We start from the raw sequence: 13,925 nt of genomic DNA on the forward strand, positions 1-13,925 counted from the left end.
CGTGGGCACGACGGTGACGGACGAACAGATTCAGGACCTCGTGAGGACCGCGCAGCCGTTCAGCCTGCTGATCCTCCGCTGGGGTCCGCGGCGCGACCAGGCCGGCGCCGGCGCGATCGAGCTCGAACACCAGCGGCGCATGGTGTCGCTGCGGGCCGACGGCGTGATCGCGATCCTCTGCCCGATCCTCGACGACGCCATGGCCGGCATGGCGGTCATGACGGTGCCCACCGACCGGGCCGAGGAGATCATCGCCGAGGACCCGTGCGTGCAGGCGGGAATGATGCTCAGCGAGGTGTACCCGTGCATGAGCTTCCCCGGGGACTCCCTGCCGGGTTGACGATCGCGACTCCCGGACCGGCGGGAATGGACGGAACACGGCCGGCTGTCCACCGTCGCGCGGACACCTGCTAGCTTCCGACTGTGAGTGAACCCACGCCGGAACAGGCCCTGAACGACCGCGTGCGCGCCGCCTACCGGGCGGTCTCGGACGAGGCGCGCGCCGAGAAGGTGGCCAAGCAGCACGCCCGCGGCAAGATGACCGCCCGCGAGCGGGTCGCACTCCTCGCGAACGGCGGATTCCACGAGTTCGGCGCGCTCGCCGGCCCGGGCCCCGCGCAGCAGGGCGCCGCTCCCCTCGTCGCGCCGGGCGACGGCGTCGTGACCGGCGTCGGGTACATCGACGGCCGGCCGGCGGCGATCGCGGCGTTCGACTTCACCGTGCTCGGCGGCAGCAACGGCGCCACCGGCATGGCGAAGCTGGACCGGTGCGCCGAGCGCGCGCTGCTCGACGGGATCCCGCTGATCATGCTCATGGACGGCGGTGGCCACCGGATGCAGGAGGCCCTGGACTCCCGCCTCGCCGCCCCGGGGTCGCGGCTTCTGCTGCGCCTGGCCGACCTCTCCGGCCACGTGCCGCTGGTCGCCGCGATGATGGGCCCCGGATTCGGTGCGCCCGCGAACATCTCGGCGTGCTGCGATTTCGTCACGATCGTCCGGGGCATGGGCACCATCGGCATCTCCTCGGCGCCGCTCGTGCAGGCGGCGACGGGCGAGAACCTCACCAACGACGAGATCGGCGGCGCCGACCTCCAGGCGGAGCGCGGCGTGGTCGACGTGGTCACCGATACCGAGCAGGAGTCGGTCGACGCGATCCGCGCCTTCCTCAGCTACCTCCCCGCCTCCGCGGCCGACGAGCCACTGGTCGCGCCCGGCCCGCACGAGCCCGGCGACACGGCCGACGGACTGGACACGCTGGTCCCGTCGTCGATGCGCCAGGCCTACGACGTGGTGGAGGTGATCGAGGCGATCGCCGACATCGACACCGTCTTCGAGCTCAAGCGGCTGCACGCGCCGAACATCGTGACCGCCCTCGCGCGGATCGACGGCCGCGCGGTGGGCGTGGTCGCGAACCAGCCGCGCTTCCACGCGGGCGCGCTCGACGCCAACGCCTGCGAGAAGGCGGCGCACTTCATCGCGGTGTGCGACACCTTCGGGCTGCCGCTGCTGATCCTCATCGACCTGCCGGGCTTCCTCGTCGGCGCGGGCGCCGAGGAGACGAACCTGGTGCGGCGCAGCGCGCGGCTCGGCTACGAGCTGGCCGCGGCGACGGTGCCGCGCTTCGTGATCGTGACCCGCAAGGCCTACGGCGCCGCGTACATCGCGATGGGCGGCGGCCGCAGCATCGAGGCCGATCTCTCGCTCGCCTGGCCGACCGCGGAGATCTGCGCGATCCCCATCGAGAGCGCCGTCGACCTCGCCTTCCGCTCGCAGTACGAGGCCGCGCCCGACCCGGCGAAGGCGCGCGGCGACCTCATCACCCTGTTCCAGGCGAACGTCGACCCGCTGCTCGCGGCCGACGGCTTCGGCATCGACGACGTGGTGCTCCCGTCGGCCACGCGGCCGATGCTCGCGGAGGCGCTGGGGCGGGTGCGCCGCCGGCCGCCGCGGGTGCCGCAGAAGCGGCGGTCGATCTCGCCCATCTAGCGATCGGCTAGGCCCGACGGTGCCGGCGCACCGCGTCGGTGTTGGCGCAGCGCGGCGAGCAGTAGGACTGCCGACCGCCACGGCTGGTGTCGGCGAACACCTTCGGGCAGCCCTCGCGCGCGCACGCGCCCAGTCGCGCCCCCTCCGCCTCGGTGGTGAAGACGGCGAGGCCGCCGGCGGTGACGGCCTTGACGCGGCTCAGCAGGGACTCGGTCTCCGGGGTGAAGTGCAGGTGCGGCCGCCAGTCGTCGTGGGCGGTGAGGTAAATGCCCGCGGTCCCGTCCGCGAGGAGCCGGTTCACCGCGGCGCACCGCTCGTCGACGGTCGTCGTGAGGAAGGGCGGGCGCAGCAGCTCGGCCCAGTCGTGGAGGCCGCGCACCGCGCCGTCGTCCAGCTCGATCCGGCGGATCTCGTGGTCGCGCAGCACGGCGGCGACAGCGTCCTGGGTCCACTCGCCGTCGGCCCGAAGATTCACCAGGTCGACGGAGAGCCGTACTCCGGTCATGTTGTCGTGGTCGAACTGCACGCGTCGATCATCCCGCTCGGGCGGTGATCTCGGGCCGCGACACGGGCACCTCGGCGGTCCGGCCGACCAGTTTGATCCGCCACGCGCCGCAGGCGCAGCGCTGGTACATCACGACCCCCTCGCTGGTCGGGTGGTGGGATTCGGTCTCCCAGGCGTGGATCTGCGTCTCGTTCTCGTTCATGCCGTTCAGCGTGCGACCGGCTCATTCGACGTTTCAACCATTACATCGCCGGCGCCCGCGCGACCATGTCGCTCGTACCCTAGGGGGGTATAGTAGGGTGTACCGATGCGAAAGGCGGGCGAGACGATGAATCCCCTGGTGACGATAGGCGCGTTCGCGGCCGGCCTGGCCGTCGTCTTCGCCGCCGCGTTCGCCGTGGGAGCCGCCGTCGGGCCGCCGGCCGAGGGGCCCGGGCCGCACGCCGGCGCACCGTCGACGGCGGAGGGAGGCCACGGTGGCCACTGAGGCCCGACCGTCCGAGACCGCGGTCGACCTCGCGATCGAGGGCATGACCTGCGCGTCCTGCGCGAACCGCATCGAACGCAAACTGAACAAGCTCGACGGGGTCACCGCCACGGTCAACTTCGCCACGGAGAAGGCGCACGTGCTCGCGCCCGCCGGCACCGATGCCGCCGTCCTCATCGACACCGTCGAGCAGGCGGGGTACGCCGCGCACCTGCCGGCTCCCCCGGGCGGCGACACCGAGGACGAACCCGCCGGGCGCACCCATGAGCCCACCGACGCGCTGCGCCGGCGCCTGCTAATCAGCGTCGCGCTCACCGTCCCCGTGATCGCCATGGCGATGGTCCCCGCGCTGCAGTTCGACTACTGGCAGTGGCTCTCGCTGACGCTGGCCTCGCCGGTGGTCGTGTGGGGCGCGCTCCCGTTCCACCGGGCCGCATGGGCCAACCTCAAGCACGGCACCGCCACCATGGACACGCTCGTGTCGATCGGCGTCCTGGCCGCGTTCGGCTGGTCTATCTACGCGCTGTTCTGGGGCGCCGCCGGGGTCACCGGCATGACGCACCCCTTCACGTTCACCATCGAGCGGATGGACGGCACCGCGAACATCTACCTGGAGGCGGCAGCCGGCGTCACCACGTTCATCCTGGCCGGGCGCTACTTCGAGGCGAGGAGCAAGCGGCAGGCCGGGGCGGCGCTGCGCGCCCTGCTGGAGCTCGGCGCCAAGGACGCGACGGTGCTCCGGGACGGCGTCGAGACGCTGGTCCCCATCGATGCGCTCACGGTGGGCGACGAGTTCGTCGTGCGGCCGGGCGAGAAGGTCGCGACCGACGGGATCGTCGTCGCCGGCCGGTCCGCCGTCGACGCCTCGATGCTCACCGGCGAGGCGACGCCCGTCGAGGTGCGCGCCGGCGATCCGGTGACCGGCGCGACGGTCAACGCCGGCGGCCGACTCGTGGTACGCGCCACCCGCGTCGGCGCGGACACCCGGCTCGCGCGGATCGGTCGTCTCGTCGAGGACGCGCAGGCGGGGAAGGCCAAGGCCCAGCGACTCGCCGACCGGATCTCCGGCGTCTTCGTGCCGATCGTCATCGCGATCGCGGTCGGCTCGCTGGGGTTCTGGCTCGGGACCGGGCAGCCCGCGTCGATGGCGCTCACGGCCGCCGTCTCCGTGCTCATCATCGCGTGCCCCTGCGCCCTCGGCCTGGCCACGCCGACGGCCCTGCTCGTCGGCACGGGCCGCGGCGCCCAGCTCGGCATCCTCATCAAGGGCCCCGAGGCGCTGGAGCACACCCGCGCAGTCGACACCGTCGTGCTCGACAAGACCGGGACCGTCACCACCGGCGTCATGACCCTGCAGGCCGTGCACGTCCCCCCCGGCGAGACCGACGACGAGGTGCTCGCCGTCGCCGCCGCGCTCGAGGCGGCCTCCGAACACCCGATCGCCCGCGCCGTCGTCCGGGCCGCCCCCGCGCCCGTCGGCGCCGTGGACGACTTCGCCGCCGTGCCCGGGCTCGGCGTGCGCGGGGTCGTCGGCGGGCGCGCCGTCACCGTCGGGCGCCCGAGCCTGCTCGACGAGGCGGCGATGCCCCTGCCCGACGAGCTGCGGGCGGCGCTCGCCGAGGCCCAACACCGGGGGCAGACCCCGATCGCGGTCGGTTGGGACGGGGCCGCCCGCGGCGTACTCGTGGTCTCCGACGAGGTCAAGCCCACGTCCTGTGAGGCGATCGCGCGGCTCCGCGACCTGGGGCTGCGCCCGATCATGCTCACGGGCGACAACGAGCACGCGGCGCGGTTCGTCGCGGCACAGGTCGGCATCGACGAGGTGATCGCCGACGTGCTGCCGGCGCAGAAGGTCGACGCGGTCCGCCACCTCCAGGCCGACGGCCGTGCGGTGGCGATGGTCGGCGACGGCGTCAACGACGCTGCGGCCCTCGCGACCGCCGACCTGGGCATCGCCATGGGCACGGGCACCGACGCCGCGATCGAGGCGGCCGACCTCACCCTGGTCAGCGGCGACCTGAGCACCGTCGTCGACGCGATCAAGCTCTCGCGCCGCACGCTGAGCACGATCAAGGCCAACCTGTTCTGGGCCTTCGCCTACAACGTGGCGGCGCTCCCGCTGGCCGCGGCCGGGCTGCTCAATCCCATGCTCGCCGGCGCCGCGATGGCGCTGTCCTCCGTCTTCGTGGTCAGCAACAGCCTGCGGCTGCGGAGTTTCCGACCCCAGAAGGGATACTGATCCCCATGACCACCGACGCCGGCCACGCGCACCACGGCTACATGTCCGACAAGGACGAGTACCTCAAGCGGCTCCGCCGCATCGAGGGGCAGGCCCGGGGCCTGCAGCGGATGGTCGAGGAGGAGAAGTACTGCATCGACATCCTCACGCAGGTCTCCGCCATGACCAAGGCGCTCCAGGCCGTGGGGCTCGGCCTCCTCGAGGATCACATGAGCCACTGCGTCGTCGACGCGGCCCGCTCGGGCGACGAGGCGGAGACCGCGGCCAAGCTCAAGGAGGCGACGGACGCGATCGCCCGGTTCACCCGCTGAACCACTCGCGCAGTTGCGGAGTCACATTTCCGCCCGTCGGAATGTGCGAACCGACTTCCCCGGCGCAGAGCGTTCCCGTACAGTGGCACGTGTCAGCGAAGTGAGACGCGTCTCACACTCCGGCACCCTCACCCATGCACCCGCCCGGTCCCACACATCACCGGGCGGGTGTTGGTGTGTTCGAGCGACCGCGCGTCGGCTTCGGGCTACCGCGCGTCGGCGGAGGCGAACCGCGACAGCGCCAGCAGGCGCGACGTGGCGCGCAGGTACTTCTTGCGGTAGCCGCCGGCGAGCATCTCCGGGGTGAAGATCTCGTCGAGTTTCGCGCCCGAGACGAGCACCGGGATCCCGGCGTCGTAGAGCCGGTCCGCGAGCACGACGATGCGCAGCGCGACGGTCTGGTTGTCGGCCGGATGCACCCCGCGGATGCAGACCTTGGAGATCCCCTCGACCAGCTGCTTGTACCGCGACGGGTGCAGCTTGGACAGGTGCTCGGACAGCGCGTCGAAGTCGTCGAGGGTGGCCGTGGGGTCGGACTCGGCGACCGCGACGAGCTCCTCGTCGGTGAGCGGGTCCGGCGCGGGCGGCAGATCGCGGTGGCGGTAGTCGGGACCGTCGACGCGCACGGACTGGAACACCGAGCTGAGCTTGTTGATCTCGCGGAGGAAGTCCTGCGCGGCGAATCGGCCCTCGCCCAGCTGACCGGGCAGGGTGTTCGACGTGGCGACGATCGACACCCCGCGCGCGGCCAGCTCGGTGAGCAGCCGCGACATCACCATCGTGTCGCCCGGATCGTCGAGCTCGAACTCGTCGATGCAGATCACGCTGTGGTTCGCCAGGTACTCGACGCACTGGTTGAAGCCGAGCGCCCCCACGAGGTGGGTGTACTCGACGAACGTGCCGAAGGACTTCGGCGACGGGACGCTGTGGAAGATCGACGCCAGGAGGTGTGTCTTGCCGACGCCGAAGCCGCCGTCGAGGTAGAGGCCCACGCCGTGCGGCGGCGTGCTCTTCCGGCCGAACAGGCCCTTCTTGTTCCGCTGCTTGGTGAGCTTGACGACGTCCGCGACGAAGGCGCGACCCGTCTGGACCGCGGCGGCCTGGGTGGGCTCGTTCGGGTCCGGGATGTAACTGTCGAAGCTGACCTCGCTGAACATCTCCGGCGGAACGAGCTGCTCCACCATCTGCTCCGGCGTCACCGTCGGGTTGCGATCCACGAGATGCAGCGTCATGAGTCGTGATCATATCCGCTGGTCGGCGCGGTCGAAAAATCCCGCGCTACGGTCGTGACGTGATCGACTCACTACCCGCGGACGACGCCGCCCTCGCCCTGGCCTACGCGCACCCGCTCGCGGAGGGCCGACCGTACGTGCGCGCCAACATGATCAGCTCGCTCGACGGATCGTCCACCGCGGCGGGCAGGTCGGGCGGGCTGGGCGGCGACGGCGACCGTCGGGTGTTCGGGGCACTCCGCGCCGCCGCCGACGTCGTCCTCGTGGGCGCGGCGACGGTGCGCGACGAGGACTACGGCACGCCCGCGCACCCCGCGCTGGCGATCGTGACGCGCGGGAGCATGCCGCGCACCGATCGCCTGTATCCGGCGGGCGGCGCGGAACCGATCGTCTACTCGGGCCACGGCGAATCCGTCGACCTGCGTGCCGTGCTCGACGATCTGTACGCGCGCGGCCACCGCCGGGTGCTCGCGGAGGGCGGCCCGGGGGTCCTCGGCGCGCTGCTCGCCGCGGGCCTCGTGGACGAGCTGTGCTTGACCGTCGCGCCCGTGCTCGCGGGCGGCGACGGCGCGCGGATCGTCCGGGGACCCGACCTTCCGCTCGACCACTGGCGACGCGGCCCGGTCCTCGGCGACGACGAGGGCTACCTCTACACGCGCTGGGCGCGCTGACGCCCCGGGCTCAGCGATCTGGTTACTGTGAACGGCATGCCCTCCGCGCGCACCCGAGCCCTCGCCGCCGCCGGGATCGCCGTCGGCGCCATCGTCGCCGTCTCCGCGTGCGCACCGGTCCCGGCGCCGACCCCCGACTACGTCACGGACTTCGGGAAGGGCGGCGGCGCCCCGTCGGCCTCCGCGAACACCACGCCTCAGGGCCCGGAGTGGAAGGCATCCGCGAAGGATCCGCTCGCCTGGCAGGACTGCACGAGCCGGATCGCCGCGCGGTACGGCACCCCGCCCGCGGCGAACGCCACCCTGGAGTGCGCGACACTCACCGTCGGCGTCGGCCAGGCGGAGGCGCCCCTGAAGCTCTCCGTCACGCGGGCGACAGTGCCGGGCACCCCCGACACCGCCGCACCGCTCGTGCTGGTGGGCGGGACGGAGTTCACCGGCCAGCGCGCCCTGGCGACCCTCGCCTCCGCCGACAGCCCCGTGCTGGCGGCCCGGCCCGTGGTCACCGTCGAGCGCAGGGGAATCGGCACGTCGGGCGCGCTCACCTGCCGCACCGCCGCCGATCAGGCCGTTCTCCGCAGCGGCGGCGCGGCGGGGCAGAGCCTCGAGACGCGGGTGGCGAAGGTCGGCGAGTCCGCGCAGAAGGCCGCCACGACGTGCGGCGACGCGTACGCCGACGCGATCTCCGACTTCACCGCGCCCGCCGCGGCCGACGATCTCGAGAAGCTCCGCACCACCTGGAACGTTCCCGCCCTGGGCCTGCTCGCCGTCGGCGACGGCTCCACCACCGCCCTCGCGTACGCGGCCGAGCACCCGAAGCAGGTCGCGCGCCTCGTCCTCGACTCCCCCGTCCGCTACGGCGGCACCGAGCTCCAGCGCGCCGAGGACGCCGCGCGCGGCACGTCCGCCACCGTCGACGCCTTCGCCGCGCAGTGCGGCCCCTCGTGCGCCCTCGGCACCGACCCCGCCGGCGCCGTGCGCGGGATCATCGACGACGCGGCCACGGGGCGGTTGGGCTCGTTCACGGACTCCGACATCCGACGGGCCGTGGTGGTCACCCTCGGCATCGGCCCCGGCGACCGGGACGCGCGCATCACCCGGCTCGCGACCGCCCTGCAGGGCGCCCGGTCCGGCGACGCCGCGCCGCTACGGGCCCTGCTCCGCACGGCCGACGAGGCCCTCGGCACCGACGGCCAGTTCGTCGGGCGGTGCTCGGACGCCGTCACCAAGGCCTCCCCCGACCAGATCCTCGCGTCCGCCCGGAAGTGGGGCCCGGAGTTCCGGCTCGGCGCGGCCACCGCCCTCGACCTCGGTACCTGCGCCGCGTGGCCGACGATGGCCGCACCCCCGAAGCTCACCGACCTCGGGGTGAAGTCGGTCGTCGCCACCTCCGCCGCCGACCCGCTCACCGCCCGCACCGCGCTCGACACCCTGACGGGGCAGCTCACCGTCGTCGGGGCGCAGCCCTCCGCCGTCACGTGGGCCGGGATCGGCGACGGTGCCGCGATCCGGTCGTCGTGCGTGCAGAAGTCGCTGATCGGGTACCTGGACAAGCTCGACGCCCCGTCGACGCGAGCCTGCCCCGCGTGACCGGTCCCGGCCCGGCCCGCGCGTGGCGGGCGGGCCTCCCTGCGCCCGCGGGCCCGTTGGGTACGGTTTAGCCGTGTCGTCAGTAGCCCTCGCGCGGATGAAGTCCGATCCCGGTCTCGTGGTCAAGGCCATCCTGTGGCCGCTCGCCCTGCTCACGCTGCTGCAGCGGCTGATCGTCCTGGTCCCGAACGGGAACAAGACCGACGACTTCACCACCGTCTACGCGGCCGCGGTGCGCTTCCTGCGCCACGAGGCGGTGTACACCGAGAACTACGACACGGTGGATCCGCACTACCTGTACCCGCCGTCGGGCACGCTGCTCATGGCGCCGTTCGGGTACTTCGATCCGGAGACCGCGCGCTACATCTTCGTCGGGCTGAGCGCCGTCGCGCTGCTGCTCGCGCTGTACATCCTGCTGCGGATGTTCGGCTACGGCCTGAACTCCGTGGTCGCGCCGGTGGTGCTGTTCTTCGCGGTGACGACCGAGGCCGTGACCAGCACGCTGGTCTACACGAACTTCAACTGCTTCGTCCTGCTCGCCGAGGTGGCCGCGATGGCGCTGCTGCTCAAGCGGAAGGACCTCTGGGCGGGCGTCCCGCTCGGGCTGTCCTTCGCGGTGAAGCCGCTGCTCGCGGTCATGCTCGTCCTGATCGTCGTCAACCGACAGTGGAAGACACTGATCACGGCGATCGGCATCCCCATCGTCCTGATGGGCGCGGGCATGGCGCTCTCCGCGGACCGCACGGAGTTCTTCCACAAGACGCTGCCGTACCTCAGCGGTGCGCGCGACTATTACAACAGCTCGATCGCCGGGAACGCGCAGTACTTCGGGCTGCCCCCGTGGCTGGACTACTTCCTCCGCGCGGCCGTGGTCGTGATGGCCGCGGTCACGCTGTGGCTGCTCTGGAAGTACTACCGCACGAGCAACGAGCTGCTGTGGCTGGCGACCTCCACCGGCACTCTGCTGACGATGTCGTGGCTCGTCGGCTCGCTGGGTCAGGGCTACTACTCGATGCTGCTGTTCCCGATGCTGATGACGGTGGTCTACCGCAGCTCGGTGATGGGAAACTGGGTGTCCTGGGTCGCGGTGTACGGCTTCCTCAGTTACGACAACTGGCTGTCCGGCAAGTGGCCGGCGTTCGGGCGATCGCTGGCGTACCTCAAGTGCACCCTCGGCTGGTCGCTGCTCATCGTCGTGCCGTTCTGCGTGCTGTTGTTCCGGTATCTCGACGCGAAAGCCGAGAACCGGCTCGAGGAGGGCATCGACCGGCCGATCCCGCCCGAGGAGGAGCCCGGCAAGCACGAGCTGGCACCATCCGCCGCGCGCGGTTAGCGTGGAGGTATGAGTGAGGCCAGTGCCCCCAAGCCCAAACTGCAGCTGAGCGATTCGGAGTGGCGGCAGCGCCTCACGGCGCCCGAGTTCCGCGTCCTGCGGCAGGCGGGCACCGAGGCGCCGTTCACCGGCGAGTACACCGACACGAAGACGTCGGGCGTCTACCGCTGCCGCGCCTGCGGCGAGGAGCTGTTCCGGTCGGACGCGAAGTTCGAGTCGCACTGCGGCTGGCCGTCGTTCTTCTCGCCGCTGGCGGGCGACAAGATCATCGAGCGGGTGGATACCTCGCTCGGCATGCGTCGCGTCGAGGTGCTGTGCGCCAATTGCGGCAGCCACCTCGGCCACGTCTTCGAGGGCGAGGGCTACGACACCCCCACCGACCTCCGCTACTGCATCAACAGCATCTCCATGCGCCTGGAGCCGGACGAGGCCTGAACCCCGCCCGGCCCGCCGTCACGGTAGGACGGTGACGAGCGCGCGGACGTCCGTGCGCGGACCGGAGAAGAACGGCGTCTCCTCGCGGGTGTGCCGGCGCGCATCGGTGGCGCGCAGGTCGCGCATGAGGTCGACGATGCGGTGCATCTCGGGGGCCTCGAAGGCGAGCAGCCACTCGTAGTCGCCGAGGGCGAACGCGGGCACGGTGTTCGCGCGCACGTCCGGGTAGCCGCGCGCGGCGCGGCCGTGGTCGGCGAGCATCTTGCGGCGCTCGTCGTCGGGCAGCAGGTACCACTCGAGGCTGCGCACGAACGGGTACACGCAGATGTACGCGCCGGGGTCCTCCCCCGCGAGGAACGCGGGGATGTGGCTCTTGTTGAACTCCGCGGGACGATGCAGCGCGGTGCTCGACCACACCGGGTCGCTCGCGCGGCCCAGCGCGGTGCTGCGCCGGAAGTCGTTGTACGCGGCCTGTAGGTCCTCGAGCTTCTCGGCGTGCCACCAGATCATGAAGTCGGCGTCGGCGCGCATACCGGCGACGTTGTAGACGCCGCGCACCACCAGGTCGCCCTCCTGGATCTTCGCCAGGAAGGCCTCGGCCTCCGTGGCCGCCGCGGCCCGCTGCTCGTCGTCGCCCAGCTCCCCCGGCGAGATCGAGAACACCGAGAACATGAGGTATCGGACGGTCGAATTGAGCTCCGCGTAATCCAGTTTGGCCATGGCCTCGATCGTAGTCCCGCGCGCGGGACCGGCTCAGGACAGGTCGGCCAGCACCCGCTGCGCCGCCGCCTCCGCGCGGGCGATGCACGCGGGCACCCCGACACCGTCGAAGTAGGGCCCCGCGAGGGCCAGGCCCTTCGGCGTGGCCGCCTCGATCGCCGCGAGGGTGTCGCGGTGGCCCGGCAGGTAGACGGGGATGCCCTCGTACCAGCGCTGCACGTGCGTGACGGTCGGCTCGGTCGTGATCCCCAGCACGTTCGCGAGGTCGTCCCGCGCGGCGGCCACCAGGCCCGCGTCGACGTCGTCGACGATCCTGCTGACGCCGAGGCGCCCGAACGACAGGCGCACCGTGCCGCCGGGCAGGTGCTCCCACTTGCGGCCGGAGAGCGTCAGCGCCTTGGCGCTGACCTGCTCGCGGCTCGCGACGAGCACGCCCGAAAGGTCGGGCAGCTCGACGTCCTCCGGCAAACGCATCGTCACCAGGGCGGAGCTGGCCGCCGGGATCGTGCCGACGGCGGTGCCGAGCTCGGGCAGGCTCAGCCCGACGAGGCGACCCACCTGCGGCGCGGGCACCGCGAGCACGACGGCGTCGAACATCGAGCCGCGCAGGCTCCACCCGGGCCGCACCTCGGGCACGGGTGCGCCGAGCATGATCCGGTCGCCGAGCCGCTCGGCGAGCGCATCGAGCAGCTGCTGGTACCCGCCGCGGAAGGCGCCGAAGACGGGGCTGTCGTCGGGTTCGCCCAGCACGTCGCGCACGGCCTCGCCGAGCGACGCCGCCCCCGCATCCAGGCGGGCGGCGAGCGCGGGCAGCGCGGCCCGCACGGAGACGTCGTCGGCGTGCGCGGCGAAGACGCCCGCCACCATCGGGTCGACGCTGCGCTCCACAACCTCGTCGCCGAGCCGGGAGCGGACCAGTGCGCCGATCGACGCGTCGGCGCCGGGATTCCAGCGCAACGGGATCCGCACCTCGTCGGCGTCGCCCGGGATGCCCATCACCGTGCGGCCGAAGCCGCCGCGGAGCGCACCGTCGGCGAACAGGGCGGGGCGGCGACCGGCGGGCTCGACGAGCTGGTCGGCGAGACCGAGCTCGGTCGCGAGGTCGATCACCTCGGGGCGGCGGCGCACGAAGGCCTCGGCGCCCACGTCGAGGCGCTCGCCGCCGATGGTCTCCGACCGGAGCTTGCCGCCCACGCGGTTGCCCGATTCGAACACGGTGACGCGCGCGCCCGCCTGCTGCAGCCGCAGCGCGGCGACCAGTCCTGAGATACCCGCCCCGACGACGGCGACGTTGCTCATAGCGCGTGCACCAGGTCGACGACGCGGGTGAGCGCGTCCGGATCGGTCGACGGCAGCACCCCGTGACCGAGGTTGAAGACATGCCCCGTGGCGCCCGCGGCGAGTGCGGCGTCGGCATCCGCGACGACCCGCCGGACGTGCGCGTCGACGGTGTCGCGGTCGGCCATCAGGGTGGCCGGGTCCAGGTTCCCCTGCAGCGCCTTCCTGCCGACGCGACCCGCGGCCACGTCGAGCGGGACGCGCCAGTCGACGCCCACGACGTCGGCGCCGGCCTCGCCCATGGCGCCGAGCAGTTCGCCCGTGCCCACGCCGAAGTGGAAGGCGGGCAGGTCCGGAGCGCTCTCGCGGAGCGCCGCGAAGACCCGGGCGGAGTGCGGCTGGACGTACTGCCGGTAGTCGGCGAGGGAGAGCGCGCCGGCCCAGGAGTCGAAGAGCTGGAACGCCTGCGCGCCCGCGTCGGCCTGCACCCGCAGGAAGGTGATCGCGATGTCGGCCAGCGCATCGAGCAGCGCGTGCCAGGTGTCGGGCTGCGTGTACATCAGCGCCTTGGTGCGCTCGTGGTTCCGGCTGGGACCGCCCTCCACGAGGTACGAGGCCAGCGTGAACGGAGCGCCCGAGAAGCCGATGAGCGCGACGCCCGCGGGCAGCTCGCCGCGCAGCAACCGCACCGCCTCGGCGATCGGCTCCACCTGGGCCGCGTCGAGCTTCGACATGGCCGCGACGGCGGCGGCGTCCCGGACCGGCTGCTCGATGACGGGCCCGATCCCGCTCACGATGTCGAGATCGATCCCGGCCGCCTTGAGCGGGACCACGATGTCGGAGAACAGGATCGCGGCGTCGGTGCGATGCCTGCGCACCGGCTGCAGGGTGATCTCGCACACCAGGTCGGGGCGGAAGCACGACTGGAGCATGCCGATCCCCTCGCGCACCTTCCGGTACTCGGGCAGCGAGCGCCCGGCCTGCCGCATGAACCACACCGGGCGGTGCTCCGGAGCGCGCCCCGCCGCCGCGTCGAGCAGCGGGTACGCCGTCGCCGCGGCCGTCGTCGATCGATCCTCGTTACTCATCGTCAACGATCATGTCATGACCTCCGCGCCCGTAGGCCGAGGCCTGCGGC

At 72.4% G+C, this 13,925-nt stretch carries 15 protein-coding genes; 9 read left to right on the plus strand and 6 right to left on the minus strand.

What is annotated here, in order from left to right; all coding sequences use genetic code 11:
* The first annotated feature begins 1 nt into the window (after position 1).
* Both ACM9LD_RS09395 and ACM9LD_RS09400 read left to right on the plus strand, forming a co-directional pair.
* Positions 2–340 (plus strand): YciI family protein, encoded by a 339-nt coding sequence (locus ACM9LD_RS09395; protein WP_415676396.1) that lies wholly within the window; start codon positions 2–4, stop codon positions 338–340.
* Between the two features lie 83 nt (positions 341–423).
* On the plus strand, positions 424–1,986 hold the full coding sequence (locus ACM9LD_RS09400) for an acyl-CoA carboxylase subunit beta (protein WP_415676397.1): 1,563 nt from the start codon (positions 424–426) through the stop codon (positions 1,984–1,986).
* A gap of 7 nt (positions 1,987–1,993) precedes the next feature.
* Here ACM9LD_RS09400 and ACM9LD_RS09405 read toward each other — a convergent pair whose 3' ends face one another.
* A complete protein-coding gene (locus ACM9LD_RS09405) occupies positions 1,994–2,512 on the minus strand; it encodes a CGNR zinc finger domain-containing protein (protein ID WP_415676398.1) in 519 nt (172 codons plus the stop codon).
* 7 nt (positions 2,513–2,519) lie between these two features.
* Positions 2,520–2,693 (minus strand): hypothetical protein, encoded by a 174-nt coding sequence (locus tag ACM9LD_RS09410; RefSeq protein ID WP_415676399.1) that lies wholly within the window; start codon positions 2,691–2,693, stop codon positions 2,520–2,522.
* Between the two features lie 105 nt (positions 2,694–2,798).
* Between ACM9LD_RS09410 and ACM9LD_RS09415 the strand changes: the two genes are divergently transcribed.
* From ACM9LD_RS09415 to ACM9LD_RS09425, 3 genes are read left to right on the plus strand one after another with little or no spacing between them, the layout of a single operon-like run.
* Positions 2,799–2,978, plus strand: a complete 180-nt coding sequence (locus ACM9LD_RS09415) for a hypothetical protein (protein ID WP_415676400.1) — start codon at positions 2,799–2,801, stop codon at positions 2,976–2,978.
* Positions 2,979–3,021: 43 nt separating this feature from the next.
* Positions 3,022–5,217, plus strand: a complete 2,196-nt coding sequence (locus ACM9LD_RS09420; protein ID WP_415676504.1) for a heavy metal translocating P-type ATPase — start codon at positions 3,022–3,024, stop codon at positions 5,215–5,217.
* Between the two features lie 5 nt (positions 5,218–5,222).
* Positions 5,223–5,528, plus strand: coding sequence for a metal-sensitive transcriptional regulator (locus ACM9LD_RS09425; RefSeq protein ID WP_304941267.1), 306 nt, complete (start codon positions 5,223–5,225; stop codon positions 5,526–5,528).
* Positions 5,529–5,734: 206 nt separating this feature from the next.
* Here the strand turns inward: ACM9LD_RS09425 and zapE are convergent, their stop codons facing one another.
* Entirely contained in the window at positions 5,735–6,760 is a 1,026-nt protein-coding gene (gene zapE / locus ACM9LD_RS09430; RefSeq protein WP_415676401.1) for a cell division protein ZapE, read from the minus strand.
* A 59-nt stretch (positions 6,761–6,819) separates the two neighbouring features.
* Between zapE and ACM9LD_RS09435 the strand changes: the two genes are divergently transcribed.
* The 4 genes from ACM9LD_RS09435 to msrB all read left to right on the plus strand — a co-directional run bounded on the left by ACM9LD_RS09435 (position 6,820) and on the right by msrB (position 10,789).
* Entirely contained in the window at positions 6,820–7,431 is a 612-nt protein-coding gene (locus tag ACM9LD_RS09435; RefSeq protein ID WP_415676402.1) for a dihydrofolate reductase family protein, read from the plus strand.
* 36 nt (positions 7,432–7,467) lie between these two features.
* A complete protein-coding gene (locus ACM9LD_RS09440) occupies positions 7,468–9,021 on the plus strand; it encodes an alpha/beta hydrolase (protein WP_415676403.1) in 1,554 nt (517 codons plus the stop codon).
* Between the two features lie 73 nt (positions 9,022–9,094).
* The gene (locus tag ACM9LD_RS09445) at positions 9,095–10,354 is read left to right on the plus strand and encodes a glycosyltransferase family 87 protein (protein ID WP_415676404.1); all 1,260 of its coding nucleotides are present in this window, start codon (positions 9,095–9,097) and stop codon (positions 10,352–10,354) included.
* Positions 10,355–10,363: 9 nt separating this feature from the next.
* The gene (msrB, locus tag ACM9LD_RS09450; RefSeq protein WP_415676405.1) at positions 10,364–10,789 is read left to right on the plus strand and encodes a peptide-methionine (R)-S-oxide reductase MsrB; all 426 of its coding nucleotides are present in this window, start codon (positions 10,364–10,366) and stop codon (positions 10,787–10,789) included.
* An 18-nt stretch (positions 10,790–10,807) separates the two neighbouring features.
* Here msrB and hemQ read toward each other — a convergent pair whose 3' ends face one another.
* From hemQ to hemE, 3 genes are read right to left on the minus strand one after another with little or no spacing between them, the layout of a single operon-like run.
* On the minus strand, positions 10,808–11,509 hold the full coding sequence (gene hemQ / locus ACM9LD_RS09455) for a hydrogen peroxide-dependent heme synthase (RefSeq protein ID WP_415676406.1): 702 nt from the start codon (positions 11,507–11,509) through the stop codon (positions 10,808–10,810).
* A 33-nt stretch (positions 11,510–11,542) separates the two neighbouring features.
* Complete coding sequence (locus ACM9LD_RS09460; protein WP_415676407.1) at positions 11,543–12,808, minus strand: FAD-dependent oxidoreductase; 1,266 nt, start codon at positions 12,806–12,808, stop codon at positions 11,543–11,545.
* Positions 12,805–13,875: a uroporphyrinogen decarboxylase gene (gene hemE, locus ACM9LD_RS09465; protein WP_415676408.1), complete on the minus strand. Its 1,071-nt coding sequence runs from the start codon at positions 13,873–13,875 to the stop codon at positions 12,805–12,807. The genes ACM9LD_RS09460 and hemE overlap by 4 nt, the downstream gene beginning before the upstream one ends.
* Between the last annotated feature and the right edge of the window lie 50 nt (positions 13,876–13,925).

Source organism: Tsukamurella hominis, assembly GCF_965137015.1.
Taxonomy (GTDB): Bacteria; Actinomycetota; Actinomycetes; order Mycobacteriales; family Mycobacteriaceae; genus Tsukamurella; species Tsukamurella hominis.

Excerpts from the sequence above, each read along its gene's own strand:
- ACM9LD_RS09410 (WP_415676399.1), bottom strand. The coding sequence starts at position 2,693 with ATGAACGAGAACGAGACGCAGATCCACGCCTGGGAGACCGAATCCCAC.
- ACM9LD_RS09415 (WP_415676400.1), top strand. The coding sequence starts at position 2,799 with ATGCGAAAGGCGGGCGAGACGATGAATCCCCTGGTGACGATAGGCGCG.
- ACM9LD_RS09420 (WP_415676504.1), top strand. The coding sequence starts at position 3,022 with ATGACCTGCGCGTCCTGCGCGAACCGCATCGAACGCAAACTGAACAAG.
- ACM9LD_RS09425 (WP_304941267.1), top strand. The coding sequence starts at position 5,223 with ATGACCACCGACGCCGGCCACGCGCACCACGGCTACATGTCCGACAAG.
- zapE (WP_415676401.1), bottom strand. The coding sequence starts at position 6,760 with ATGACGCTGCATCTCGTGGATCGCAACCCGACGGTGACGCCGGAGCAG.
- ACM9LD_RS09440 (WP_415676403.1), top strand. The coding sequence starts at position 7,468 with ATGCCCTCCGCGCGCACCCGAGCCCTCGCCGCCGCCGGGATCGCCGTC.
- msrB (WP_415676405.1), top strand. The coding sequence starts at position 10,364 with ATGAGTGAGGCCAGTGCCCCCAAGCCCAAACTGCAGCTGAGCGATTCG.
- hemQ (WP_415676406.1), bottom strand. The coding sequence starts at position 11,509 with ATGGCCAAACTGGATTACGCGGAGCTCAATTCGACCGTCCGATACCTC.
- ACM9LD_RS09460 (WP_415676407.1), bottom strand. The coding sequence starts at position 12,808 with ATGAGCAACGTCGCCGTCGTCGGGGCGGGTATCTCAGGACTGGTCGCC.
- hemE (WP_415676408.1), bottom strand. The coding sequence starts at position 13,875 with ATGAGTAACGAGGATCGATCGACGACGGCCGCGGCGACGGCGTACCCG.